Genomic DNA, 23625 nt, shown 5'->3' with positions numbered 1-23625 from the left:
CATCACCCCCCGTCTCGGACTGGTCAGTCCGGCCGGGCCTGACCAACTCTGGGGCGGTGAGTGAGAACGATATCAGCGAGCAAGGCTCTTATTGAGTCGTCGGGGTGACTCTCGCGAGAAGTAGCGGACCTTCTTTCCGGAAATCCTGACAAGGCGTCGACAAGGGCTCTGTGCGCTACGACGTTGTGTGATTATTTCCCGCAGTGCGGTCGGCCGTCGTCGGAGAGAATTCCCGAATCGTGTTCCTGGTTCGACCACGGACATGAAGGTCCAGCGGGGCACGCGCTCCCTGCCCCCTGCCCCGTCTCGCAAAGATCCAGGACGGTGCGCCCGTCGCGACACCCCTCCGCGCCTGGGCGGTACCACTGTCCGGATCGCACCTCGATCCTGACAGCGAGCCCTGGACCCATGAATGTTGGTGACATATTCTTCTATGTACATCACCAACATTGCCCGGGAGGTGCCGCATGTCGGTGACCCAGATCGACATCGACGACGACGCTCTGGAACGCGCCATGGCCCTGTCCAAGGTCAGGACCAAGAAGGAAGCGGTCAATCTCGCTCTGCACTTCTACGCCGAACAACAGGAGCGCGCGGCGCGGATCAGCCGTCACTTCAAGCGGGCTCGTGAGTGGGGCGCCGTCGAGGATGCCGAGCGCCTGCACGAGGCGGAGAAGCACAGCCGGTGATCTACTTGCTGGACACGTCCGGCCTGGTCAGGCTGCTCCGTGAGCCGAAACTGCAGTCGGCCTGGTACGACACGATCGACGCCGGAGCCATCGCATCCTGCTATCTACAGCGGGCCGAGTTTCTGCACAGCGCGCGAAACGGGCGCGAGTACGACGAGATCACGGAGATGTTCACCGATCTCTATCCTGACGTCTCGGTGCCGAAGAACGCTGGGCGCTGGATCAGCGCGGTGCAACACCGTATGGCCCGGGCCGGGGAGCATCGCAGCGCCTCGGCGGTGGACCTGGTCATCGCCGCGACCGCCGCCCACCACGGCTTGGCCGTCCTCCATGACGATGCCGACTACCGCGCCATTGCCCGGCACACGCCCGACCTGACCGAGCACAACGTCCACGACATCGCTTGACGCGTTTCCCTCCGTACCCGCATGGCTCAGATGCGATAGGCGCCCGGCGGCACGCCATGGGCGACGCCGTACGGAGTCAGGGCAATGACACCGGTCCCCCGGCACCGATGTCGAGAGGGCTGGCACCGAAGGAACGGGCGACGTCCCGGGCGAGGTCGTGAGCGGTCCACCGCCACTCGTCCTCTCCCTCGCCCGTTTCGCAGTACCGTCGGACCACCGTGCCGTGCTCCGCGACGAGCCAGGCGGAGCCGTCGCCCCGGCCGCCGTAGTAGTACGCCTGGGCCCGACCGTAGCGGGCGCTCAGCTCGACGCATCGGCGCAGGGCGTCTGCGCTCCGTTCCTTGCCGCACGGGTCGCACCAGGCACCGAGGACAAAGGTCCAGCCGTCGAGTTCGGGGTGATGAAGACCCGCTCATGGCTGGTGTACTCATCCGTGTCGCAGCCGTGTCCGTCACTGTCGACGATGTCGTTGCCGAGCGCGAAGGTCACCGGCCTGGGGTCGGTCAGGTCCAGGGCCCGCATGATCCCGGCCTGGTCCCCGCTGGGGACGGCCATCCAGTGGTTCCAGCAGGCCAACAGTGGTTGGGGCCGGTCTTCCAGGAGCTTGATGCGGATGAGGCGTTCCATATGAAACACGTCGGCACGCGACAGGACCGGCTCACCACCCAGCTCGGCGAGCACTGTCAGCGCCCGGGCCCGCTGTCGGTCCGGTCCCCGCTCCCGGACGCGCTGGAGCGGTGGAATCACATGCGGACCTTGGAGGATCAGGGCGTCCTGGGCTTGCCTGGCGACCTCCTGGTCCGGGTCACCGAGCAGTGGCAGAAGGGCGGCGACGGCGGGCTTACCGGCCTCGCCTCAGTGCTGGATCCCGCGGACCGCCTCGCGCCGCACCAGTGGCAGGGGGTGCGAGAGTGCAGTGATGTAGCGGTCGAGGGCGACCGCGCCCAAGTGGGAAAACGCGAAGCCCACTTGTCTGCGGGAACGGTCGGTGGAGGCGGAGACGAGCTCTTGGAGCAGGCCGTCGAAGCCCGCGTCCCCGATCCGCACCAGGACGGCGGCAATCCACCGCGGGTCGACGGGAGACTCCTCGTCCATGGCCGCCCGCACCAGCAACTCCACGCCTCCGGCCCCGAGCGCGACCAACGCGTCTGCTGCCGCCTCGTGCACATCCGGTGTGCCGAGGTCTCGCATCAGGTCGGCGTTCGCCATGCGCACCTCCAACTGGGTCGCCCAGACTTCCCGGTGTCATGTTCCCGCAAGGAGCGCACAGGGACGTTGCCAGGAGCGCCGAACGGCGATGCGGGCCGACTCGGCCACCGATCACCCCAGAGATTTACCAAGCTCACGCACAACCCTTACGCCCCACCAAAGGTCTCCTGATCGCCAACCACCCGTGAATCCAAGGGCAACTCCCAGAAAACACGGACGGAACGCACCCCATCGACGCGGATGCCCGCCAAGCATCCCCCGCATGCCAGGAGACCCCGCATGCAGCAGTACCTGCGACTCGCCCTCGCGACGGCCGCCGCGGCCGCGCTGACGGGCGGTCTGCTCAGCCTCTCGGTGACGACGGCGACCGCCGCCGACTCATTCAAGGTCGCGAAGGCCGACTTCAACGGCGACGGCATCGGTGACGTCGTCGTCTCAGCGCCGGGCGCCTACGTCACCGGCAAGGCCGACGCCGGCCAGGTCGTGGCCCTGTACGGCACGGCCACCGGAGTGTCGTCGACGAAGCGTTCGACGCTGAGCCAGAACTCCGGCAACGTGCCCGGTACCGCCGAGAAGGGCGACTACTTCGGCTACGCCACGGCCTACGCCGACTTCAACGGCGACGGCTACGACGACCTCGCCGTGGGCTCGCCGTACGAGAAGGTCGGCACCGACACCGACGGCGGCGCGCTCGCGATCCTGTGGGGCTCGAGCAGCGGCCTCACCGGCAAGAGCAGCGACGTACCGGACCCGGCCGTGTCCGGCCACGACAACTGGGGCCAGACCCTGGCCGCCGGCGACTTCGACGGCGACGGCAAGGCGGACCTGGCGGTGGGCAGTTCGGCTGCCACCCTCTACGTCTACAAGGGCGGCTTCAGCAGCTCCACCGGCAAGCCCGGCGGCCGTTACACGATCAAGCCCCCGATCCAGCCCGGCACGACCGGTTTCCCGTACGGCCCACAGCACCTCACGGCCGGTGACGTCAACGGCGACGGCCGCACCGACCTGGTGGTCGACGGCTACGAGACCCAGACCAGCAACGGCTGGAACACCAACTACCTCGTGCCCGGCACCGCGAGCGGCCTGAGCGTCGCGGGCGTGCGGACCCTCAAGCCCGGCATCGTCACCGGCATCGGCGACATCAACGGCGACGGTTACGGCGACATCGTCACCGGCGCCGGCTGGGACGCCACGACGAGCGACGGTACGACCGTCCCGGACTCGGCGAACGGCGGCAAGGTGAACATCACCTACGGCTCCGCGTCCGGCCCCGCCGCGACCACCGGCATCACCCAGAACTCCGGGAACATACCCGGCAGTTCGGAGAAGGGCGACGCCTTCGGCTGGGACCTGGACCTGGGTGACGTCAACGGCGACGGCTACCAGGACGTCGTGGTCTCCGCCCCCAACGAGGACCTCGGCGCCGCCACCAACGCCGGCATGGTCACGGTCATCTACGGCTCGGCGTCCGGCGCGGACACCACCACCGGCGTCCAGTCCTTCGCCCAGAGCACGGCCGGCGTCCCCGGCGCCGACGAGAAGAACGACCTCTTCGGCGCCGACGTCAAGCTCGACGACGTCAACGGCGACGGCAGAGCGGACCTGATCGTCGGCTCGTACGAGAACAGCGCCGACGGCGCGGTGACGTACCTGCCCTCCAACGGAACGAAGATCGTCACGACCGGCTCCCGTGCCATCTCCGCGGGCGCGGCGGGCGTCTCGACGGCGGGCACACCGCAGTTCGGCGCCCTGTTCGCCGACTAGGTCCCAGCTCCTCTTCTCCGCCGGGCCCGTGGCGTACGGCCACAGGCCCGGCGACCGTCCGCTCCCTCCCCCCTACGTCCCTTAGGGGATGTCACAGCTCGGCAGCAAAGCCCCGCCCGAAACCCCCGGCCCGGCCCGTGACTCTGCGGAACCAGGTACGTTCGATGACGTGGCTGGATTCAGGATCGGACGCGGCGGCCGGGACGGCCGGGCCCCGCAAGCGCGCCCTCAACAACCTCCGTACGGGCAGCAGGCTCCCCCGGCACCGCAGGGAGCGCCGCAGAGACAGCCGTACGGCTACCCCGCTGCGCCGCAGCCGCAGCCGTACCCGCAGCAGCAACCGCAGTACGGAAGCCCTGCGGGCGGCGGCGGTCGCCAGTGGTCCCAGGGCAACGGCGGCAATGGCGCCTACGGCGACGAGCCGGAGTACTTCGGCGACGGCGGCTACGGCCATGGCGGTCACCCGACCACCCCCGACCCGTACGCGGCGAACAACCCGGGCAACACCCAGGCGTTCTCCGTAGGTGAGGACCCGTACACCCAGGGCGGTACGTACCGCGCGGGCTCGGCGCAGGCCCCCACGGGCCCGGTCGGCCCCCGTCTGCACTGGAAGGACCTGCTGAGGGGCATCGTGCTCGCACCCCAGCAGACGTTCCTCCAGATGCGGGACTACACGATGTGGGGCCCCGCCCTGATCGTGACGTTCCTCTACGGCCTGCTCGCGGTCTTCGGCTTCGACGGCGCCCGCAAGGACGCCATAAACGCCACGCTGGCGAACGCGGTCCCGATCGTCCTCATCACCGCCGTGGCACTGGTGCTGTCGTCGTTCGTCCTGGGCGTGGTCACCCACACCCTGGCCCGCCAGCTGGGCGGCGACGGGGCCTGGCAGCCCACGGTCGGCCTGTCCATGCTGATCATGTCCATCACGGACGCCCCCCGCCTGGTCTTCGCCATGTTCTTCGGCGGCGACGCCACCTTCGTCCAGGCCCTCGGCTGGGCCACCTGGGTAGCCGCCGGCGCCCTCCTCACGATGATGGTCGGCCGCTCCCACGACCTCCCCTGGCCCAAGGCCCTGGGCGCCTCCGCGATCCAGCTGATCGCCCTGCTCTCGATCGTGAAGCTGGGCACGTTCTAAAGGTACTGCGGTGCTGAGGTACTTCGGCTACGACGACGGTGGGCTCCCGGTACACACCGGGAGCCCACCGTCGTCGTAGGAACTGCTGGCCGCCCTCAGGCGTCGAGAACCTGGCCGGAGCGGCGCACCACCGGGGGTTCGACGGACCACGGGAAGTTGATCCAGTCGTCGGTGCGCTTCCACACGTACTCGCACTTCACCAGCGACTGCGACTTCTCGTAGACGACCGCGCTGCGGACCTCGGCGACGGTGTCCAGGCAGAAGTCGCGGACCAGTTTGAGCGTCTTGCCGGTGTCGGCGACGTCGTCGGTGATCAGGATCTTCTTGGAGGAGAAGTCGATGGCGTTGGGGACGGGGGCGAGCATGACGGGCATGTCGAGGGTGGTGCCGACGCCGGTGTAGAACTCCACGTTGACGAGGTGGATGTTCTTGCAGTCGAGGGCGTAGGCCAGCCCGCCGGCGACGAAGACTCCGCCGCGGGCGATGCTGAGGATGATGTCGGGCTCGTAGCCGTCGTCGGCGATGGTCTGCGCGAGTTCGCGGACGGCGACGCCGAAGCGTTCGTAGGTCAGGTTCTCCCGTACGTCCATGTCCGTGTCTCCCATGCTCACACCTGCGTCCGGTGGAAGTTGAGGAAGGAGCGGGAGGCGGTGGGGCCGCGCTGGCCCTGGTAGCGGGAGCCGTAGCGCTCGCTGCCGTAGGGGAACTCGGCGGGCGAGGTGAGGCGGAACAGGCACAGCTGGCCGATCTTCATGCCGGGCCAGAGCTTGATGGGGAGCGTCGCGAGATTCGACAGCTCCAGCGTGACGTGCCCGGAGAAGCCGGGGTCGATGAAGCCGGCGGTGGAGTGCGTGACGAGCCCGAGGCGGCCGAGGGAGGACTTCCCTTCGAGCCGCGAGGCGAGGTCGTCGGGGAGCGACACGACCTCGTAGGTCGAGGCGAGCACGAACTCGCCGGGGTGGAGGATGAACGGCTCGTCGCCCTCCGGCTCCACCAGCCGCGTCAGGTCCGCCTGTTCGATCGACGGGTCGATGTGGGGGTAGCGGTGGTTCTCGAACACCCGGAAGTAGCGGTCGAGGCGCACGTCGACACTCGACGGCTGCACCATGGATTCGTCGTAGGGATCGATCCGGACCCGCCCGGCGTCGATCTCGGCCCGGATGTCCTTGTCTGAGAGAAGCACGCCCCGAGGATACGCAAGACGCGCGGACCGACCACAATCGGACGGACCCGCGCGCCAGCGACTGCCTACCGCGTCACCGCTACTGCTTCTCCAAGGTCACCGGCACCGCGCTGCGGAGCCGGGCACACCGTGGACACCGGACGAGCCGTCCGGGGCCGAGCCGCTCGGCCTGCTGCATCGGGAACGAAGCGGTGCTGAACACGTGCCCATCGGCACAACGGACGACGGTGCGCTCCATCAAGTCCATGAGTCCCTTCCCCAAGAGCCGCGTCCGGCTACTGCTCGCCGAACGCCAAATGCCACATTACGGGATGAAAGGAACGACTCTCCAGGCGGCACTCCGTCCCACCCGGACCCTCTTCCACACTTCCACCGTACGCCCCAACTCCGGCCCCCCGCAGCCGCGTCCACCCTCCGAAACACGACCGTCACCCCACGGCTTCAGCGCCGCCGGCCGGGCATGAGGTAGAGTGAGCGGGCATTCGACACCGGCTCAACCGGCGTCTTAAGCGGGTGTAGTTTAGTGGTAGAACATCAGCTTCCCAAGCTGAGAGTGCGAGTTCGATTCTCGTCACCCGCTCCAGAAATCGCCCCCAGGTCAGCGGCCTGGGGGTTGTTTGTTGTCTAAACCAATTCGGGGGTGGCGTGCCCTCCGCGTGCCCTAAGCCGAGGCCAAGCACCCGTTCTGGGTTTTTGCGGTGCGATTGCCGGCGGTCCGGGCCGGGACGTGGCGAACGTCGGGCCACGATCGCGAGGCGTACCCGGATGATCCGCACGAGAACGGCGTCGGAGGGGAGTCCTTGCAGTTGAACCTGCGGGGCCGCCTGGCAGGGGGAGCTTCAGACACACGATGCCTGCGGGACAGCTCCGACCTCTCGGCTGACGTCCTGACCACAGAGGTGTTGCGTGCACAGCTCTGCTCCGGCAACCGAAAGGCTGCCGGAGCAGAACTCGACCTGTGCGGACCGGTGTTCGGAGTCGTTCGGTCAGCGGCCCGTGAGCCAGTCCACCAAGTCGTAGACGGCACGGCAGTAGGGGTCGTGGACGTTCTTCCGCAGGCGTTCCAACTCTCCCAACAGAAGGACCGGCAGCGCAGCGTGCGCTGCCGTCACGCCGACGACGACTGAGCCGTCCTCGTCTCGCAGGGGAAGGTCGACACCGAACGGCGGCGCGTCCTCCGACTCGGGCGTGTCCAGGTACAGCCGGCACGTCGCCTCGTCGAGAAGGAGGAACCCCCGCAGCCGTAGTTCTGCGGGCTCTTCCGGTTCCGGGAGGACGGCGAAGGCCGCGGCTGCGGCGTGCAGCGCGTCCGCCAGATGGAAGCGTGGCTGCGCCATGAAGGTGTGGACGGCGGCGGACCCGTCGAGCACGGGAATCCCGAAGGCATCACGCGGCGCCTGCTCGACGTCGCGTTCGCAGCAGTCGGCCAGTGCGCCGCGAAGGGCAGCCGCGAGGTCTCCCGGGGCGATGTTCCCGCCGTGCCTGTCCGTGAGCGGCAGATCGAAGGCGACCGAGCTGTCCAGCCGCTGCCCGTCCCATACGATGACGCGGCCGACATCGCGTCGTTGAGGGGGCGTCACCACCCCGCGTACGAGCCGGGCCACCGGTCCGGGCGCGAACGCCGTGGCGCGGCCGAGCATTTCGCGTGCCAACTGCGCCTGCAGACCGGAAAGGGCCGTCTCGTCCCACGTCATCGAATGCTCCGTCATACCCGGTTCAACGCGTCGGGGCACTTGTTGGCACCCTCGCAATAGGCCGTGATCACGCCGATCTTGTCATCCGTGTCGGCGAGCTTGTACTTGTGGTCCTTCGTCTCCCAGTGGTACTGCGCGATGACCTTGACCCGGGCGAGAATGATCCCGAGGGTGTCGTAGAGCACGGTGCCGTACACCTTGCGGGTCTTCGTACTCCCGTGTTCGGGATGCTCGTTCACCGCCGCCTTGATGACCTTTTCGTCGTGGATGTTGTGCGGTCCGGAGAAGTGGACCCAGCCGAAGTCCCTGTTGCCCTGCCGGGTCGGGATATAGCGGCCGTCCTTGTCATGGGCCACGAACTTCACCACGCTCCAGTGACTGGTCGCGGCGCCATCGACTGCCGCAGCGCCGGCCGCCACGTCCGCGGAGTCCCCCTGGGAGACGGACTTGTCCGTGTCATCCGCCACGGCGGAATCCGCCACGGAATCGGATTCAGCGACAGCTTCGTAAGTGAGCCCGCGCTGAGCGGCCTTGGCCACTCCGAAGGTCTGGACATACTGCTTGCGGGTCGTGCCGAACTCGCGCCGCCGCTGCGGCTTGCGTCCCGCCATCAGGCGGCCTTCCCGTAGCGGGTACGGACACGGCGGACCGGCTCGACGGTGCGCGCCTCGACGTACTCGGCGATCGCGCTCTCGGGGACGCGGACCGGGCGGCCGAGCTTCACGTAGCGGATGCGGCGATCGGCGATCGGGCGACGGACGAAGCGCTCGCCCGTGCCGAGCAGTTCGCCGGCCTCGGCGACGGTCAGGAGGCGGTCGGCCATGCGCGATCACCTCCGTCGCGGAGGGGCCTCGGGGCAGGCGGGAGCCGGGGGGTATTGCGGGCAGGCGCATGGGGCGGTGGGCGGCTGAGGGGTCATGGAGCCGGCACTGGTGGTGAACAGCAGGGTGCCTGTTGCGGCTTCGCGCATCGCGGGCAGCACCGCCTTGGTGGCGGCGACGGCCCCGTACAGCTGGAAGTTCCCAGCGCGGTCACCTCCGGGCGTTCCGGGGAGGGGACCCGTGGACCCGCGGACCCGTGCCTGATGCCCGCGGATTTTTCGGACGTACGGTGCATCCGCCGGCCAGCGCCCGTAAGAAGAGGTGGTGGAGGCGGCCGATGCCGAAACGGACGATGCACGACCCGGACACCGCGCCTGTGGACAGGTGCCCGGCCGCGGTGCCGCGGGCAGCGGGCCGGGCTGTTCGCGGCGCGAGGCCGTCCCCGGTCGTGCGGAAAGCCGCTCGCGGGTGTCGCGTGTGCGGCCGGGCGGCAGCGGAACCGGGAGGAGCAGGCTTCACGGGTCCGGCGGGCAGCGACGCCCGGCGGGCACGGTCACCCCGTCGCGGAGATGATCGGCCGACGGGGCAAGAGCGTCGGAGCGAGCGCGTGGAGGCAGGATCGTGAGCGCGGACGGACAGCGGCACGCGACCGACGCCGCGGACGGACAGAGCGGGCGCGGGCCCGAGTCGCTGCACTGCCTGGTCACCGGAGCGTCCGGCTATATCGGCGGACGCCTGGTGCCGGAGCTGCTGGAGGCCGGCCACCGGGTGCGCTGTCTGGCCCGTTCGCCGGACAGACTCCGTGACCACCCCTGGATCGCCGACGCGGAGACGGTGCGCGGGGACGTCCTGGACCCCGGGGCGGTCGGCGCGGCCATGCGCGGCATCGACGTCGCCTACTACTTGGTGCACGCCCTCGGATCCGGCGCCGGGTTCGAGGACACCGACCGCCGCGCCGCGCGGGTCTTCGCCGAGCAGGCACGGGCCGCCGGTGTACGACGGATCGTCTATCTCGGCGGACTCACCCCCAAGGGCGTGCCCGAAAGTTCCCTGTCCCCCCACCTGCGTTCCCGGGCCGAGGTGGGACGGATCTTCCTGGAGTCGCCGGTGCCCGCCACCGTACTGCGGGCAGCGGTCGTCATCGGCTCCGGATCGGCGTCCTTCGAGATGCTGCGCCACCTCACCGAGCGACTGCCGGTGATGGTCACCCCGAGCTGGGTGCACACCCGCACCCAGCCCATCGGGGTCCGGGACGTGCTGCGCTACCTCGTCGCCGCCGCGACCATGCCGGACGACGTCAACCGGACGTTCGACATCGGCGGGCCCGACGTCCTCACCTACCGCGAGATGATGCGCCGCTACGCCCGCGTCGCCGGACTGCGCCGGCGGCTCATCGTGCCCGTTCCGGTCCTGACGCCCAGGCTGTCCAGCCACTGGGTCGGTCTCGTCACGCCCGTGCCCGCCTCCATCGCCCGGCCCCTCACGGAGTCCCTGCGCCACGAGGTGGTCTGCCACGAGCACGACATCGCCCGCTACCTGCCGGGCCTGCCGCTGCCCTTCGACGAGGCACTCGCCCTGGCCCTGCGGCGGGTGCGAGAAGCGCAGGTGGCCACTCGCTGGTCGTCGGCCTCCGTGCCGGGTGCGCCCAGCGACCCGCTGCCCACGGACCCGGACTGGGCGGGCGGCAGCCTGTACGAGGACGAACGGCAGGCATCGGTCGACGCGTCGGGGAAGGCGTTGTGGAAAGTGATCGAGGGCATCGGCGGCGACAACGGCTGGTACTCCTTCCCGCCGGCCTGGGCGGTCCGGGGCTGGATGGACCGGTTCGTCGGCGGGGTCGGTCTGCGTCGCGGCCGGCGTGATGCCGAGCGCCTCCGGGTCGGCGACTCGCTGGATTTCTGGCGGGTCGAGGAGATCGAGCGCGGACGGCTGCTGCGGCTGCGGGCGGAGATGCGGCTGCCGGGTCTTGCCTGGCTGGAGATGTACGCGGAGACGGACGCCGACGGCCGCACCCGTTACCGCCAGCGCGCCCTGTTCCACCCCCGCGGTCTGCTCGGCCACGTCTACTGGTGGTCCGTCTCGCCCTTCCACGCGGTCGTGTTCGGCGGCATGGCCCGCAACATCACCCGGGCCGCCGCCAAGGGCGCCGAAGGTCCCGGGCGTGCCCGTCGCGCAGCCGGGTGACGAGGAGGGCGGCGACGGTCGAACCCGCGGCGCGGTGCCAGTGGCGTTCGAGGACGATCCGTCGCCGCGTCACCTGCGTTCTCGTCGCTGTCGGGACCAATCCCCGGCCCGCCCAGGATCGGATTACGTCCGGAGATGTCCCAACCGCGGAGGGCGTTGTGAAAGAAGCCGTACACATCGGCAGAAACCCATCGATGGAGCCGGACCTGGAAGAACTGGTGGGCCGCGTGGCCCTGGGGGACGAGCCCGCGTTCGCCTCCGTCTACGACGCCGTCGTGAACCCGGTTCTGGGTGTCGTGCGTGCCGTGCTGCGCGATCAGGCGCAGTCCGAGGAGGTGGCCCAGGAGGTTCTGGTGGAGGTGTGGCGCACGGCTCCGCGCTACCGGTCCGACCGCGGTACGGCGATCAACTGGATCCTCACCCTCGCCCACCGCCGTGCGGTGGACCGCGTCCGGCACGTGGAGGCCGTGGCCGCCCGGGACCACAAGGCCGCGCTGCTGGAGCGCACTCCCGAGTACGACGAGGTGACCGAGCAGGTCGAGGCACGGCTGGAGCGGGAACAGGTCCGGCGCTGTCTGCGCACACTGACCGAGATCCAGCGCCAGGCGGTCACCCTGGCCTACTACCGCGGCCTGACCTATCGCCAGGTCGCGGAGTCCCTCGCCCTCCCGCTGGGCACCGTCAAGACCCGCCTGCGCGACGGACTCATCCGGCTGCGCGACTGCCTGGGGGTGACCGCGTGACCACCGCCGAACTGCACCGCATGACCGGCGCCTACGCCCTGCACGCCCTGTCCGACGAGGAACGCGACGCGTTCGAGCGGCATCTGGCCGGCTGTGAGCCCTGTGCTCAGGAGGCCGCCGAGCTGTGCGCCACCGCGGCCCGCCTGGGACTCGCCCTCTCCGCGACGCCTCGGCGGGAGCTGCGCGAGCAGGTGCTGCACCGCATCACGACCGTCCGTCAGGAATCCCCCGGCGAGCCGACGCCGATCCGTTCGGGCCGTGCGCGACTGCGGGCCCGGCTGCTGTCGCGGTGGACGCTGGCCGCCTGCCTCGCGGCTGCCGCCGCGCTCGGCGGCACCACGGTGTGGCAGCACCAGCGGGCCGAGGACGCGCTCGGCCGGGCGCGCCGGGCCGAGCAGGGAACGGCGGGGATCAGCGCGGTGCTGGCCGCACCGGACGCCAGGACCGGGGTCGCGAAGCTGGCCGGCGGTGCCACCGGCACCGTGGTGGTCTCGCACGAGCGGGACCAGGCGGTGTTCCTCGCCGCCGGGATGGCGCATCCGCCGACGGGGAAGGTCTACCAGCTGTGGTTCGACGACGGGGGCACCATGCGCTCCGCCGGTCTGATGGACCCCGGACTCAGCGACCAGGCCGTCCTGCTGAAGGGGGCCGTGGACGGTGCGTCCGGCGTGGGCGTCACCGTCGAACCCGCCGGCGGCTCGAAACAGCCCACGACCAGCCCGCTCGCCTTGCTGGACTTCCCCGCCTGAGAAGGGGTGGCCCCGCCGCGAAGGATGCTGTTGGCCAATCCTGTCGGCGGGCCGGGGCGGCTCTGCCTGGTTGAAAAAGTGTGACACTTTTGGCAGGAGTGTCACACTTTTTCGGATAGGTCCCCCCGCCGTGCTGGATCGGCCAACAGCATCGCGAAGGGCGGGCCACCGCACCTCAGCGGGACAGGGCCGCACCTCAGCAGGGCGGGGCCGCACCTCAGCGGGGCGGGCGCGGGAAGAAGCCGCTGGTGCGGGCCGCGTACTGGGCGTATCCGGGCCGCTGGGCCATGTGCCGCTCCAGCAGCCGCTTCCCACTGCCCCAGATCAGCAGACAACTCATGACCAGCGGCGATACGACCGTCACGGCGGCGGCTCCGGCGGAGTCGCAGACGATCAGGTACAGCCCCCACCAGACGCAGAAGTCACCGAAGTAGTTGGGGTGACGGGTGTAGCGCCACAGCCCCTGGTCCATGATCCGGCCCTGGTGGGCCGGATCCGCCTTGAACCGGGCGAGCTGGGCGTCCCCGACCGCCTCGAAGCACACGCCGATTACGACGAGTGCCGTGCCGGCGGCGGCGAACGCCGTCATGGGACCGGGCACGTACTGCGCGGCCTGGACCGGCAGCGACACCAGCCACACCAGAGCGCCCTGGAGGAGGTAGACCGTGCGCAGGGCGTACAGGTTCCGGCTGCCGGGGGCCTTGCCGAGCAGTTGGTCGTAGCGCGGGTCCTCGCCGTGGCCACGGCCGCGCCGGGCGATGTGCCCGGCCAGCCGCAGGCCCCACAGTGCCGTGAGCGCGGTGACCAGGTAGCGGCGGCCCGGATCGCCCTCGCCGGCCGAGGCCGCGCAGCTCGCCACGGCGACCGCGGTGAAGGCGAGTCCCCAGGCGACGTCGACGATCCGGTGCAGACCACGCCGTACGGCGATCGCGAAGGTCACCAGCATGACGGCGAGCGAGGCCGCGGCGGCCCAGCCCAGATTCACCGCGAAGGCGCTCCATCCGAAGCCGCTCACGGCCGGTCCGGTCCCGCGTACCAGTCCCGGGGCGTCGCGGGCATGCCGGCGTCCCCGCCGGGTGTCGGCCGCACGCTCAGGATCTGGTCCACTCCCATCCGCCGCTCCTCGAACGCCAGGGCCCCGCCGACCAGGTACAGCCGCCACACCCGGGCCGTCTCCTCGCCGACGAGCCGCACGAAGTCGTCCCACCGCTCCTCAAGAGTGCGGTGCCAGGCGGCCACCGTACGGACGTAGTGCTCGCGCAGCGATTCCGTCGAGCGCACTTCGAGCCCGGCCTCCTCCAGCAGGGCGACCGTCTCCCCGAGCGGGCGCATGTGCATGTCGGGGGCGATGTACGCCTCGATGAACGCGCCGCCGCCCGGCGCCTTCCTCCCGCGGGACATCTGCTGCACCAGCACGCGTCCCCGCGGCCGGACCAGGAGGTGCAGGGCGGCGGCGAACGCCGGGTACTCGGCGTCCCCGACGTGCTCGCCCATCTCGACGGTGGAGACGGCGTCGTAGGCGCCGCCCGTGATGTCGCGGTAGTCCTGGCACACCACCTCGACCAGGTGCTCCAGCCCCCGTTCGGCGACCTGTTCGCGGACGTGGGCCGCCTGTTCTCCGGCGAGGGTGACGGCCGTGACCTGTGCCTTGTGCCGCTCGGCCGCGTAGAGGGTGAGTGCGCCCCAGCCGCAGCCGATGTCCAGCAGCCGGGCTCCGGGGGTGAGAGCGAGTTTGCGGCAGATCAGCTCCAGCTTGGCGCGTTGCGCGTCGGCCGGGGTGAGGTCCGGATCGTCGCCGGTCCAGTAGCCGCACGAGTACGCCATGGTCTCGTCGAGGAGGAGGCGGTAGAAGTCGTTGGAGAGGTCGTAGTGGTGGCTGACGGCGGCCCGGTCGCGGGCCCTGCTGTGCAGGCCGCCGCGCAGCCGTGCCTGGGAGGCGGGGGCGGGCGGCCGTGGTCCGGCCGCGCCCAGCAGCACGGCGGTCGCGGTGGCACGGGCCAGGTCGGAGAGGCCGAGTCGTGGCGGGTGCAGGCGGCGTTCCCGTGCGGCCGCCCACATGGCGCGCAGCCCCTGCGCCAGGTCGCCCTCGACGTCGATCTCGCCGGTGACGTACGCCTGCGCCAGGCCCAGTTCTCCGGGCTGCCACAGCAGGCGGCGCAGGGCGCGCCGGGAGCGGACCACGACGACCGGTCCCCCGGCGGGGCCTGTCTCGCTGCCGTCCCAGGCCCGTAGCCGCAGGGGGAGGGGTCCGCCCAGCGCGGTCCCGGCGAGCCCGGCGAGCCGCCGGGCGGCGCCGGTGCGGACAGTGGGAACGGTCTTCATCGGGCGGGGCCCTCCTTGGTGAACAGGTACTGCTGCACGTCGAGGTATCCGGAGCGGAACCCGGCCTCGGAGTAGGCGAGGTAGAGGGTCCACATGCGGCGGAAGGTGTCGTCGAAGCCGAGCGCGGCCACCTCGTCGGCCCGCTCGGTGAAGCGTTCGCGCCACAGCCGCAGGGTCTCGGCGTAGTGCGCTCCGTAGCCGTCCCGGCGCTCGGTCCGCAGCCGGGTGTGGTCGTTCACGGCGTCGGCCACCGCCTCCACGGAGGGCAGCAGTCCGCCGGGGAAGACGTACTTCTGGATCCAGGTGAAGGTCTCGCGGCTGGCCAGCATCCGTTCGTGCGGCATGGTGATGGCCTGTACGGCGGCGCGTCCGCCGGGGGCCAGCCGGTCGTCGAGGGTGCGGAAGTAGTCGGGCCAGAACTCGGCGCCCACGGCCTCGATCATCTCCACGCTCACGACCGCGTCGTACGTGCCGCGGGCCTCGCGGTAGTCGCACAGGTCGATGCGGACCCGGTCGGACAGGCCCGCCGCGGCGACCCGTTCGAGGGCGAGGTCGCGCTGTTCGCGGGAGAGGGTGAGGGAGGTGACCCGGGCGCCGCGCGCGGCGGCGCGGATCGCGAGTTCGCCCCAGCCGGTGCCGATCTCCAGCACCCTGTCGCCCGCCCCGACCCCGGCGAGGTCCAGCAGCCGGTCGATCTTGCGGTGCTGGGCCGCGGCCAGCAGCTCCCGGTCCGCGGGCAGGGCGCGGAACAGGGCCGCGGAGTAGGTGAGGGTGTCGTCGAGGAAGAGGGCGAAGAGGTCGTTGGACAGGTCGTAGTGGCGGCTGATGTTGGTCCGCGCGCCGTCGGGGGTGTTGCGCTGGGCGTGCGGCCGGCGCGGTGCCCACAGCCCGCGCAGCCGCTGAAGGGGGGCCGGGATCAGGGTGGCCGCGTTGTGGGCCAGCACCGCGAGGACGGCGACCAGGTCGGGGGCGTCCCATTCGCCGGCCATGTACGACTCGCCGAAGCCGATCAGCCCCTGGCCGCCGATACGGCCGTGGAACGCCGTCGGGTCGTGGATGTCCAGCAGCGGGCCGCCCTGCCCGGCCGTGGTGCCGTCGGCGAACCGCACCCGCAGTGGCAGGCGTTCGAAGGTGTGGCGCAGCACGGCCGCCGTGACGGCCCTGCGGGCGAGGGACGTCGTCGGCGGGGCGGCCACGTCGGGCCAGCGGGCCGGGTCGACGGCGGTGGACGGGGACGGTGGGGCCGGCGGCCGTACGGCGGGACGGTGTTCGGCGGTCGTCATGACGCGTTCTCCGGGTCGTGGTGGTGGGGACGGGGCTGGACGGGCAGCCGTCGCAGATACAGGCGGATGCCGTGCAGACGGATGGCGGCGGACACGGCGAGGGTCGGGAACGGATGGCGCGCGGCCAGCCGCAGCAGCGCGAACGGTGTGACGTCGTGGCGGCTCCCGCGGACGGTCGCGGTGAAGGGCCTGCCGCCGGCGCGTTCGAGGTGCACGGTCAGGTCGAGCCGCTCGCCGGGGCGGGGCAGGCGCATGCGGTAGCGGCCGTCGACGGGGAAGAACGGCGAGACGTAGAACTTCTTGTCGGCGTGTGCCGTGCCCGTCCCGTCGGGAAACAGCAGGTAGCTGTGGCGTTCGCCGTAGGTGTTGTGGACCTCGGCGACCACGCACCGCGCGGTGCCGTCGCGGTCGTGGCACCAGTACAGGGTCAGCGGGTTGAACACATACCCGAACACGCGGGCGTGGGTCAGCATGACGACCGGGCCCCCCGCCAGGTCCACGCCGTGCGCGGCGAGGAAGGCGTCGAGCCCGGCACGGATGGACAGCTGGTCCCCGCCGAAGTGGTCGCGCGCGTCGAAGCGCGCCAACGGTCTCAGGAGGAACGGGAGTCGGGGCGGACGGTCGAGGTCGATCAGCCACATGTACGTGCGATGGCGCAGCCCGTACCGGACGGGTGCGGTCCGTACGTGGCTGATCGCACACCGGTAGAGGGCCGGCGCGGCACTCACCAGCGCACCCCGAGCACCGCGGCGGCCAGGACACCGGAACGGCAGCCGTCCTCGTGGAAACCCCAGCCGTGGTAGGCCCCGGCGTAGGCGGTCACGGCGGTGTTCAGCTCGGGCAGGCGTGCCTGCGCGGCGACCGACTCCGGGGTGTAGACCGGGTGTTCGTACACCATCCGGGCGAGCACCCGCTCCGGGTCCACGCGGTCCTGCCCGCCCAGGGTGACGACGTAGGTCTCGGGCGCGTCGAGGCGCTGGAGCCTGTTCATGTCGTAGCTGACCCGCACCTGGTCGGAGCCGGTCGAGCAGGCCGGCATCAGGTAGTTCCAGGAGGCGCGGGCCCCCCGCGCGCGAGGAAGCAGGCCGGTGTCGGTGTGCAGGAGCGTGGTGTTGCGCGAGTAGCGGAAGGCCCCGAGGACCTCCTTCTCCTTCGGGGTCGCGTCGGCCAGCAGCCGGACCGCCTGGTCCGGGTGGGTGGCGACGACCACGGCGTCGTACGACTGCGTGGTGCCGTCGCGCGTGGTGATGTCGACGCCGTCCGGGTGCCGGCGTACAGAGCGCACCGGAGCCGCGAGGCGCACCGCGTCGAGGCGGGCGGCGACCCGGTCGACGTAGGTGCGCGAACCGCCCGTGACGGTGCGCCAGGTCGGGGCTCCGGTCACCGAGAGCATCCCGTGGTGGTCCAGGAAGCGGAACAGGTGGGCGGCCGGATAGCGCTCGGCGGTGGCGGCGTCGCAGGACCACACCGCCGATACGAGCGGGGTCGTGAAGTGGGCGCGGAAGTAGGCGGAGAAGCCCTCCCGGTCGAGGAACGCGCCCAGCGTGCGGGGGCTTTGGGGCTCCTGCGCGAGCAGGCGTCGCGCGGCGCGGTGGAAGGCGGGCACCTCCGCGAGCATGCGCAGATAGGAGCCGCGCAGCGCGTTGCGCGGCCGGGCGAACAGTCCCGCGGGGCCACGGGCACCGGCGTACTCCAGCCCGCACCCCTCGCACCGCACCGACATGCTCATCTCCGACTCCTGGGTGGCGACGGCGAGTTCGTCGAAGAGTCGCAGGAGCCGCGGGTAGGTGCGCCGGTTGTGCACGATGAACCCGGAGTCGACGCGCCGGGTCCTGCCGTCGCGGGAGGTCAGTTCGTGGGTGTGGGCGTGCCCGCCGAGCCGGTCGTCCGCCTCGTACAGCGTCACGTGGCGGTCGCGGCTCAGGACGTACGCGGCGGTCAGCCCCGCCACACCGCCGCCCACGACGGCGACGCTCCGGCGCCCGTCCGCTCCACCGCCCTCCTGCCGCCGCTCCCGCGGTCCGCTCCCTGGCTCGTGCGACATCGCTTCTCCTCCCGGTCGGCCGCGGACACTCGTCCCGCGCGTAATCCGAAGCCGCCCCGGGAGCGGATTGGCCAAAGGGCCGATCTTCCGTCGAACCGGGGAGGAACACCCGACGAGACCTCGGCCGCCTCGTGCCGTACGGCATACGGGTGCAATCGGATCAGCGGTGATCACATGACCTGGTTGCCGGTTGTCATACCGTCGTGACGATCAACCTTCTGCCTCAGCACCCCATGCCGTCCCACCCCCGCCGCCGCGACGGAAAGGCGCCTCTGCCCGCACCCGAGGACCGCGCCCGGTTGCGCCGGGCCTGGCGGCTCACCGAGGAGCAGGTCGCCGCGGCGTTCGGCGTGACCACGGCGACGGTGCGCTCCTGGGAAAGTGGCCGCACCACCCCGACCGGCCTGCGGCGGGCCGCCTACGCCGCGTTCCTCGGCGGCCTGTCCCAGGGACTGGCCGCCACCGCGGCCCCGCCGCCGGCGGTGCACCCGACCCGCCGGACCTCGAGGCGCCGTCCAGGGCTGCCGGTCGAGCGGCCACAGGCACGGCCGGCACTCCAGCCGTACGACCCTCCGGTGCGCATGACACCCGAGATCGTGCCGGAGGGGAGTCCGGGTGCGGTCGCCCTTCCCGTGGGCGCGGGCGCTGATCCGGTCGCGCCCGCGCGCCGTCGCAGACTGCGTGTCTTGGCCGGCGCGGCCTGCGCCTGGACGGTGTTCCTGCACCTCATGACCACTTCTCCGCCGCCGCACCTGTAAGGCCGCCTCGCGGACAGGACGCGGGCAGCGGGTCAGACGAGGCCGGTGACGGTCACGCTGACCTGCGCCGGCGTCGTCTCCGCGGGAAACAGCGCGGCCACGCGCTCCTCGACCGCGCGCCGGGCGGCGCGCGCGACATCCACGCCGCGCAGGTGGCGGCGCGCGACGAGGCTGATCTCGACGCGCCAGGGCTCGGCCCCACTGGGCCTGCTCACCCGCACCCCCGCCGACGCGGTGGCCGCCGTACTCCGGTCGGGCCTGGGCAGGGCGGAGCGCAGCAGGCCGGTGAGTCCCGGTCTGAGGAACGCCACCCCCGGCAGGTCCTCCACGACCCGGGCGATCTCCTCGACGAGCGTGGCGTGAACGGCGGTCCGGGTCATGAGGCGGAGCCTTCCTGGCTGTCGGCCGGGGCGTCGACGAGGTCGGTGACACGGATGTCCACCGACGCTATGGCCATGCCCAGTTCACGGTCCGCGGCGGCCCACACCTGCCGGCGAACCTGTTCCGCGAGGTCCGGCAGGACGGCGCCGGACGGCGCGTGGACGTCGAGACGGACCTCCACAGCGCCTGCCTCGCCGGCGTCCGCGCCGGAAACGAGGCGGCAGGAGCCGGCCCGTACGCCGGGCACCCTCTCGGCCGCGGCGCGCAGGGACCGGGCAGCCACCGCTTCCATGATCCACAGGTCCTCGCCGGGTTCGCCCAACGGCATCGGCCGGCCGGGGCGGAGTTCGAGACGGACGACGTCCATGACCCGTCGCGTCAGTGTCGCCACGTCGTCGCCCGAGGGGTCGGCCGCATCGTCGCGGAGGCCGCGCACGGCGGTCTCCAGCGCTTCGAGCTCGCTCGCTGCCCGTCGGCAGTGCGGGCAGGAGAGCAGATGCGGGTCGTCGGACTGCTGCTCCCATGCCTCCCACACGGAGGAGATCGACCGTCCGCACGCGAGGTGTTCGTCCTCGGTGCCGGGGGCGTCGTCGAGCGGGTCGTCTTGGGCGGTCATCGCCAGGCCCCCAGTGCTTGTGTCAGACAACGGCGTGCGCGGAAGACCCGGGCGCGGACGGCCTCCTGGCTGATGCCGACCGCGTCCGCGATGAACTCGTAGGAGCGGCCGTCCAATTCTCTCAGCACCCAGCAGGCCCGCTGCTCGGCCGACAGCAGGTCGAGCGCCTCCCGCACCTCGCGGACCGCGTCGCGCCCCTCCGCGATCCGGGCCGGGGAGGTGGCGTGCTCGGCCGCGGGCACGTCTCCGGCCGCCTCCAGCGGGGCCACGGGCCTGCGCGAGCGCAGCACGTTCAGACAGCGGTTGGTGACGATCCGGTACATCCACGTACCGAAAGAGGCATGGCCGTGGAACTCCGGCAGCCTCCGCCAGGCGCTGAGGAAGGCGTCCTGTACGGCGTCCTCCGCCTCGGCCCGGGTGTCGAGCAGTCGGGTGGCCAGCCGGATCAGCGCCGGTGCGTGGCGCTGGACGAGGACGGCGAAGGCATCCTCGTCGCCCTCCGCCGCCCGGACCGCCAACAGGGCGTCGTCCGTGTCGCCCCGGCCGTCGGGTGGTGCGCTCTGTGTGCGGGCCCCCACCACTGGGCGGCTCCTCTCGTCCGGTCTTCTCAAGGTTGGACACCGCTGTGCCGCCCTCGTTACGCACGACTTCCGGACATGGGCGCTGTACGGATGCCCCGAGTCGACATCGGGCGATGCCGCGAGCCAGGTCGCCCCACACGGTGTGACCGCGGCGGTCACGCCGCTCGCCCCACGCCCGGCAGAGCGCATCGACCGGCAACAGGCCACGGCCACCCTGGTCCAGGCCGAAGGAGGGGTGCCTCCACCGCGCACCGACCAACTCGATGTCGAGACCCGGACCCATGTCGGAGACCTGGACCCGCACCACCCGACCGCCCGCCTCCCGCCTGCCCGCGCAGGGTGAGTGACAGTCGCACCGGTGCCGTGCCGTGGCCGTATGCGTTGGCCGGCAGCGCTCTGCCCCCACTGCGCGAGCTGTTCGCGTACATCGCCGCGCACCGGACCGAGACCGCCGGCCGGTACGAGCGCGAGGCCCAGGTTCCGCATCGGAAACCGGTGACTCGATACCGGTGCGACGCCGAAATCCGTACGTGGCCATGAAAGCTCGCCCGGTGGAAGAGAGCGAAATTCGACGGCTCTTATATCCGAAGCGGGTTCGGGCGCGGATTGGTCCGGGAAAAAGTTCATCCGATCGGTTGGACGACCAATCCGCCGGGCTTTCGGAGCCGGATTCCCCACGTGACCGACGACGAGAAGCAGACGCGACAGCGCCTCACCTGGGCGCGCCCGACCCTGGGCGCGTGCAGCGGTGTGCTGGCCGGCCTCGCCTCGCTCGGCGTCGCCGAGCTGGTGTCGGCCGCGGTCCGTCCGCAGGCCGGTCCGGTCGTGGCGGTCGGCGGGGCGGCGATCGACCGCACCCCGGCCGCTCTGAAGGACTGGGCGATCCGGAACTTCGGAACCAATGACAAGCTGGTTCTCCAGCTCGGAATTCTCGTGATGCTGGCGCTTTTCGCGCTGACGCTGGGAATTGTCGCACTGCGTTTCCGGCGCGGCGGCGCTGCCGGTGTTCTGCTCTTCGGAATCGTCGGGGCGGTATCGGCCACCGGCCGACCGGATTCGACGAGCCTCTCCGACGCGCTGCCCTCCCTGGTCGGCGCGCTCGCGGGAGCCGCGGTGCTCTACGTCCTGGTGGGCCGCCTCGCACGACGGGAGCCGTCCCCGGAACCGGTGGACGGCGAGCGGAACGGTCCGCGTCCCGGCGCGGACTGGGACCGCCGCGGGTTCGTGATCGCGGCGACGGCCGTTGCCACCGCCTCCGCCGGGGCGGGGGTGCTGGGCCGGACGCTGAACAGCGCGAGCGGCCAGAGCGCGGTCGCCTCACGCGACAAGGTCGTCCTGCCTCGTCCCGCCTCCGCGGCCGAAGCCGTTCCCAGGGGTGCCCAGCTGCGGATTCCCGGGATCAGCGCCTTCACCACGCCGAACGGTGACTTCTACCGTGTGGACACCGCGCTCGTGGTGCCCAAGGTCAACGCCACGACCTGGGCACTCCGCATCCACGGCAAGGGCGTCACCCGGCCTGTCACCCTCACCTTCGACGACCTGCTGCGGCGCGAGCTGATCGAACGCGACATCACCCTCACCTGTGTGTCGAACGAGGTCGGCGGCCCCTATGTGGGCAACGCCCGCTGGATCGGCGTACGACTGGCGGACCTGCTGGCCGAGTGCGGGGTGAAGCCGCCGTCGAAGGGCGGTCCCGCCGACCAGTTGGTGGCCCGTTCCGTGGACGGGATGACGATCGGCAGCCCGGTCGAGGACGTGATGGACGGCCGTGACGCCCTCCTCGCCGTGGGCATGAACGGCGAACCGCTGCCCTTCGCGCACGGCTTCCCGGTCCGCATGGTGGTGCCCGGCCTGTACGGCTTCGTCTCCGCCTGCAAGTGGATCAAGGACATCGAACTCACCACCTTCGCCTCCTACGACCCCTACTGGGTCAAGCGGGGCTGGGCGCGCCGGGCGCCGATCAAGACCGAGTCGCGCATCGACACCCCCAAGCCGTTCGCCCGGCCGAGGACCGGGACGGTCATGGTCGCCGGGGTCGCCTGGGCCCAGCACCGCGGCATCGACAAGGTCGAGATCCGCGTCGACGACGGGCCCTGGCAGGCGGCCCGGCTCGCCGCCGAGGACACCCGCGACACCTGGCGCCAGTGGTCCTTCCCCTGGCAGGCCACCAAGGGCGGCCACACCCTCACCGTCCGCGCCACCGACCGCACCGGCCGGGTGCAGACCGACAGGCGCACCCGCACCATCCCCGACGGCGCGAGCGGATGGCACTCCGTGGTCGTCACCGTCGACTGACCCCTCGAACCACTTTTCCCCTTTCCCCTTTCCCGTATCACCGCAGCCCAGGCTGCACCGACCCGCAGGAGAAACACCATGAGTACTCGTATCCGCCGTACCGCGGTCGTCCTCGCCGCCTCCGCCGTGCTGCCGCTGGCCCTCAGCGCCTGCGGCGGCAGCGACTCCGCGAAGTCGGACTCCTCCACCAAGGCGTCCGCCTCCGCGACCGCGTCCGACGACAGCATGACCGGCGCCGGCGCCACGACCTCCGACCAGCCCTTCGGTACGGCCTGCTCCGGTGTCCCCAAGAGCGGTGCCGGCTCCTTCGACGGCATGGCCAAGGACCCGGTCGCCACCGCCGCCTCCAACAACCCCGCCCTGTCCACCCTCGTGGCGGCGGTGAAGAAGGCCGGGCTCGTCGACACCCTCAACAACGCCCAGAACATCACGGTGTTCGCCCCGACCAACGACGCCTTCGCGAAGATCCCCAAGGCCACCCTCGACAAGGTCCTCAACGACAAGGCCCAGCTGACCAAGATCCTCACCTACCACGTCGTCGGCCAGAAGCTGACACCCAAGGACCTGGAGAACGGCTCCTTCGACACCCTGGAGAAGTCGAAGGTCACCACCTCCGGCTCCGGTGAGTCCTACACCGTCGACGACTCCGCCAAGGTGGTCTGCGGCAACGTCAAGACCGCCAACGCCAACGTCTACATCATCGACACCGTCCTGATGCCCGCCAGTTGAGGCCCGCACGTGCCGGGCGCCGCAGCGGCGGTGCCCGG

Annotated in this window: 26 protein-coding genes and 1 tRNA gene; 12 read left to right on the top strand and 15 right to left on the bottom strand. The window is 71.1% G+C overall.

Annotated features, from left to right (window positions below; translation table 11 throughout):
- The first annotated feature begins 467 nt into the window (after positions 1 to 467).
- The gene (locus ACQHII_RS26020; protein ID WP_427921582.1) at positions 468 to 689 is read left to right on the top strand and encodes a type II toxin-antitoxin system VapB family antitoxin; all 222 of its coding nucleotides are present in this window, start codon (positions 468 to 470) and stop codon (positions 687 to 689) included.
- On the top strand, positions 686 to 1096 hold the full coding sequence (locus tag ACQHII_RS26015; protein ID WP_427921581.1) for a PIN domain-containing protein: 411 nt from the start codon (positions 686 to 688) through the stop codon (positions 1094 to 1096). The genes ACQHII_RS26020 and ACQHII_RS26015 overlap by 4 nt, the downstream gene beginning before the upstream one ends.
- Before the next feature lie 300 nt (positions 1097 to 1396).
- On the opposite strand, the gene ACQHII_RS26010 is transcribed toward ACQHII_RS26015, so the two are convergent.
- A complete protein-coding gene (locus ACQHII_RS26010) occupies positions 1397 to 1777 on the bottom strand; it encodes a hypothetical protein (protein WP_427921580.1) in 381 nt (126 codons plus the stop codon).
- Positions 1778 to 1951: 174 nt separating this feature from the next.
- Positions 1952 to 2305: a HEAT repeat domain-containing protein gene (locus ACQHII_RS26005; protein WP_427921579.1), complete on the bottom strand. Its 354-nt coding sequence runs from the start codon at positions 2303 to 2305 to the stop codon at positions 1952 to 1954.
- Between the two features lie 279 nt (positions 2306 to 2584).
- Between ACQHII_RS26005 and ACQHII_RS26000 the strand changes: the two genes are divergently transcribed.
- Together ACQHII_RS26000 and ACQHII_RS25995 are read left to right on the top strand one after the other, a co-directional pair.
- Positions 2585 to 4069: an FG-GAP-like repeat-containing protein gene (locus ACQHII_RS26000; protein ID WP_427921578.1), complete on the top strand. Its 1485-nt coding sequence runs from the start codon at positions 2585 to 2587 to the stop codon at positions 4067 to 4069.
- A gap of 88 nt (positions 4070 to 4157) precedes the next feature.
- Positions 4158 to 5204, top strand: coding sequence for a Yip1 family protein (locus ACQHII_RS25995; protein WP_427921577.1), 1047 nt, complete (start codon positions 4158 to 4160; stop codon positions 5202 to 5204).
- A gap of 95 nt (positions 5205 to 5299) precedes the next feature.
- On the opposite strand, the gene ACQHII_RS25990 is transcribed toward ACQHII_RS25995, so the two are convergent.
- Both ACQHII_RS25990 and dcd read right to left on the bottom strand, forming a co-directional pair.
- A complete protein-coding gene (locus ACQHII_RS25990) occupies positions 5300 to 5809 on the bottom strand; it encodes a phosphoribosyltransferase (RefSeq protein WP_427921576.1) in 510 nt (169 codons plus the stop codon).
- Positions 5810 to 5811: 2 nt separating this feature from the next.
- A complete protein-coding gene (gene dcd / locus ACQHII_RS25985; RefSeq protein ID WP_019055444.1) occupies positions 5812 to 6387 on the bottom strand; it encodes a dCTP deaminase in 576 nt (191 codons plus the stop codon).
- Positions 6388 to 6896: 509 nt separating this feature from the next.
- Here dcd and ACQHII_RS25980 point away from each other — a divergent pair.
- A tRNA-Gly gene (locus ACQHII_RS25980) sits at positions 6897 to 6970 on the top strand.
- A 403-nt stretch (positions 6971 to 7373) separates the two neighbouring features.
- Here the strand turns inward: ACQHII_RS25980 and ACQHII_RS25975 are convergent.
- Genes ACQHII_RS25975 through ACQHII_RS25965 form a run of 3 tightly spaced genes read right to left on the bottom strand, consistent with a single transcriptional unit; the run spans position 7374 to position 8904 of the window.
- The gene (locus ACQHII_RS25975) at positions 7374 to 8081 is read right to left on the bottom strand and encodes a hypothetical protein (protein WP_427921575.1); all 708 of its coding nucleotides are present in this window, start codon (positions 8079 to 8081) and stop codon (positions 7374 to 7376) included.
- 11 nt (positions 8082 to 8092) lie between these two features.
- Positions 8093 to 8692: a hypothetical protein gene (locus tag ACQHII_RS25970; protein WP_427921574.1), complete on the bottom strand. Its 600-nt coding sequence runs from the start codon at positions 8690 to 8692 to the stop codon at positions 8093 to 8095.
- Positions 8692 to 8904, bottom strand: a complete 213-nt coding sequence (locus ACQHII_RS25965; protein WP_427921573.1) for a helix-turn-helix domain-containing protein — start codon at positions 8902 to 8904, stop codon at positions 8692 to 8694. The genes ACQHII_RS25970 and ACQHII_RS25965 overlap by 1 nt, the downstream gene beginning before the upstream one ends.
- A gap of 619 nt (positions 8905 to 9523) precedes the next feature.
- Between ACQHII_RS25965 and ACQHII_RS25960 the strand changes: the two genes are divergently transcribed.
- The 3 genes from ACQHII_RS25960 to ACQHII_RS25950 all read left to right on the top strand — a co-directional run bounded on the left by ACQHII_RS25960 (position 9524) and on the right by ACQHII_RS25950 (position 12578).
- Positions 9524 to 11086 carry an SDR family oxidoreductase gene (locus ACQHII_RS25960; RefSeq protein ID WP_427921572.1) on the top strand — a complete coding sequence of 521 codons (1563 nt, stop codon included), beginning with the start codon at positions 9524 to 9526 and terminating at the stop codon, positions 11084 to 11086.
- 158 nt (positions 11087 to 11244) lie between these two features.
- Positions 11245 to 11829 carry a sigma-70 family RNA polymerase sigma factor gene (locus tag ACQHII_RS25955; protein WP_427921571.1) on the top strand — a complete coding sequence of 195 codons (585 nt, stop codon included), beginning with the start codon at positions 11245 to 11247 and terminating at the stop codon, positions 11827 to 11829.
- Positions 11826 to 12578, top strand: coding sequence for an anti-sigma factor (locus tag ACQHII_RS25950; RefSeq protein WP_427921570.1), 753 nt, complete (start codon positions 11826 to 11828; stop codon positions 12576 to 12578). Before ACQHII_RS25955 ends, ACQHII_RS25950 begins: the two co-directional genes overlap by 4 nt.
- 217 nt (positions 12579 to 12795) lie before the next feature.
- Here ACQHII_RS25950 and ACQHII_RS25945 read toward each other — a convergent pair whose 3' ends face one another.
- The 5 genes from ACQHII_RS25945 to ACQHII_RS25925 are packed head-to-tail and all read right to left on the bottom strand — an operon-like array spanning position 12796 to position 18227.
- A complete protein-coding gene (locus ACQHII_RS25945; protein ID WP_427921569.1) occupies positions 12796 to 13593 on the bottom strand; it encodes a DUF1295 domain-containing protein in 798 nt (265 codons plus the stop codon).
- Entirely contained in the window at positions 13590 to 14900 is a 1311-nt protein-coding gene (locus ACQHII_RS25940) for a class I SAM-dependent methyltransferase (protein ID WP_427921568.1), read from the bottom strand. Before ACQHII_RS25940 ends, ACQHII_RS25945 begins: the two co-directional genes overlap by 4 nt.
- Positions 14897 to 16183: a class I SAM-dependent methyltransferase gene (locus tag ACQHII_RS25935; protein ID WP_427921567.1), complete on the bottom strand. Its 1287-nt coding sequence runs from the start codon at positions 16181 to 16183 to the stop codon at positions 14897 to 14899. The genes ACQHII_RS25940 and ACQHII_RS25935 overlap by 4 nt, the downstream gene beginning before the upstream one ends.
- Complete coding sequence (locus tag ACQHII_RS25930; protein ID WP_427921566.1) at positions 16180 to 16911, bottom strand: DUF1365 domain-containing protein; 732 nt, start codon at positions 16909 to 16911, stop codon at positions 16180 to 16182. The genes ACQHII_RS25935 and ACQHII_RS25930 overlap by 4 nt, the downstream gene beginning before the upstream one ends.
- Entirely contained in the window at positions 16908 to 18227 is a 1320-nt protein-coding gene (locus ACQHII_RS25925) for an NAD(P)/FAD-dependent oxidoreductase (protein ID WP_427921565.1), read from the bottom strand. The genes ACQHII_RS25930 and ACQHII_RS25925 overlap by 4 nt, the downstream gene beginning before the upstream one ends.
- 203 nt (positions 18228 to 18430) lie before the next feature.
- Between ACQHII_RS25925 and ACQHII_RS25920 the strand changes: the two genes are divergently transcribed.
- Positions 18431 to 18985, top strand: a complete 555-nt coding sequence (locus tag ACQHII_RS25920) for a helix-turn-helix domain-containing protein (RefSeq protein ID WP_427921564.1) — start codon at positions 18431 to 18433, stop codon at positions 18983 to 18985.
- A 32-nt stretch (positions 18986 to 19017) separates the two neighbouring features.
- Here the strand turns inward: ACQHII_RS25920 and ACQHII_RS25915 are convergent, their stop codons facing one another.
- Genes ACQHII_RS25915 through ACQHII_RS25905 form a run of 3 tightly spaced genes read right to left on the bottom strand, consistent with a single transcriptional unit; the run spans position 19018 to position 20563 of the window.
- A complete protein-coding gene (locus ACQHII_RS25915) occupies positions 19018 to 19365 on the bottom strand; it encodes a hypothetical protein (protein ID WP_427921563.1) in 348 nt (115 codons plus the stop codon).
- Positions 19362 to 19982, bottom strand: a complete 621-nt coding sequence (locus ACQHII_RS25910; protein ID WP_427921562.1) for an Asp23/Gls24 family envelope stress response protein — start codon at positions 19980 to 19982, stop codon at positions 19362 to 19364. The genes ACQHII_RS25915 and ACQHII_RS25910 overlap by 4 nt, the downstream gene beginning before the upstream one ends.
- Positions 19979 to 20563 (bottom strand): RNA polymerase sigma factor, encoded by a 585-nt coding sequence (locus ACQHII_RS25905; RefSeq protein ID WP_427921561.1) that lies wholly within the window; start codon positions 20561 to 20563, stop codon positions 19979 to 19981. The genes ACQHII_RS25910 and ACQHII_RS25905 overlap by 4 nt, the downstream gene beginning before the upstream one ends.
- Before the next feature lie 142 nt (positions 20564 to 20705).
- Here ACQHII_RS25905 and ACQHII_RS25900 point away from each other — a divergent pair, with 142 nt between their 5' ends.
- The 3 genes from ACQHII_RS25900 (at position 20706) to ACQHII_RS25890 (ending at position 23587) form a co-directional block, all read left to right on the top strand.
- On the top strand, positions 20706 to 20906 hold the full coding sequence (locus ACQHII_RS25900; protein ID WP_427921560.1) for a hypothetical protein: 201 nt from the start codon (positions 20706 to 20708) through the stop codon (positions 20904 to 20906).
- A 335-nt stretch (positions 20907 to 21241) separates the two neighbouring features.
- Entirely contained in the window at positions 21242 to 22858 is a 1617-nt protein-coding gene (locus tag ACQHII_RS25895; protein WP_427921559.1) for a molybdopterin-dependent oxidoreductase, read from the top strand.
- Positions 22859 to 22936: 78 nt separating this feature from the next.
- Positions 22937 to 23587 (top strand): fasciclin domain-containing protein, encoded by a 651-nt coding sequence (locus ACQHII_RS25890; RefSeq protein ID WP_427921558.1) that lies wholly within the window; start codon positions 22937 to 22939, stop codon positions 23585 to 23587.
- Positions 23588 to 23625: the final 38 nt, after the last annotated feature.

It is taken from the genome of Streptomyces sp. cg40 (genome assembly GCF_050320165.1).
GTDB classification, from domain to species: Bacteria; Actinomycetota; Actinomycetes; order Streptomycetales; family Streptomycetaceae; genus Streptomyces; species Streptomyces hokutonensis.
The sequence above is the reverse complement of the archived record's forward strand: the minus strand, read 5'-3'. Positions and strand labels throughout refer to the sequence as shown.

What these genes read in the sequence shown, in the direction of transcription:
- ACQHII_RS26020 (WP_427921582.1), top strand. Translation starts at nt 468, where the DNA reads ATGTCGGTGACCCAGATCGACATCGACGACGACGCTCTGGAACGCGCC.
- ACQHII_RS26005 (WP_427921579.1), bottom strand. Translation starts at nt 2,305, where the DNA reads ATGGCGAACGCCGACCTGATGCGAGACCTCGGCACACCGGATGTGCAC.
- ACQHII_RS26000 (WP_427921578.1), top strand. Translation starts at nt 2,585, where the DNA reads ATGCAGCAGTACCTGCGACTCGCCCTCGCGACGGCCGCCGCGGCCGCG.
- ACQHII_RS25995 (WP_427921577.1), top strand. Translation starts at nt 4,158, where the DNA reads ATGTCACAGCTCGGCAGCAAAGCCCCGCCCGAAACCCCCGGCCCGGCC.
- ACQHII_RS25990 (WP_427921576.1), bottom strand. Translation starts at nt 5,809, where the DNA reads ATGGGAGACACGGACATGGACGTACGGGAGAACCTGACCTACGAACGC.
- ACQHII_RS25975 (WP_427921575.1), bottom strand. Translation starts at nt 8,081, where the DNA reads ATGACGTGGGACGAGACGGCCCTTTCCGGTCTGCAGGCGCAGTTGGCA.
- ACQHII_RS25970 (WP_427921574.1), bottom strand. Translation starts at nt 8,692, where the DNA reads ATGGCGGGACGCAAGCCGCAGCGGCGGCGCGAGTTCGGCACGACCCGC.
- ACQHII_RS25965 (WP_427921573.1), bottom strand. Translation starts at nt 8,904, where the DNA reads ATGGCCGACCGCCTCCTGACCGTCGCCGAGGCCGGCGAACTGCTCGGC.
- ACQHII_RS25940 (WP_427921568.1), bottom strand. Translation starts at nt 14,900, where the DNA reads ATGAAGACCGTTCCCACTGTCCGCACCGGCGCCGCCCGGCGGCTCGCC.
- ACQHII_RS25935 (WP_427921567.1), bottom strand. Translation starts at nt 16,183, where the DNA reads ATGACGACCGCCGAACACCGTCCCGCCGTACGGCCGCCGGCCCCACCG.
- ACQHII_RS25925 (WP_427921565.1), bottom strand. Translation starts at nt 18,227, where the DNA reads ATGTCGCACGAGCCAGGGAGCGGACCGCGGGAGCGGCGGCAGGAGGGC.
- ACQHII_RS25915 (WP_427921563.1), bottom strand. Translation starts at nt 19,365, where the DNA reads ATGACCCGGACCGCCGTTCACGCCACGCTCGTCGAGGAGATCGCCCGG.
- ACQHII_RS25910 (WP_427921562.1), bottom strand. Translation starts at nt 19,982, where the DNA reads ATGACCGCCCAAGACGACCCGCTCGACGACGCCCCCGGCACCGAGGAC.
- ACQHII_RS25890 (WP_427921558.1), top strand. Translation starts at nt 22,937, where the DNA reads ATGAGTACTCGTATCCGCCGTACCGCGGTCGTCCTCGCCGCCTCCGCC.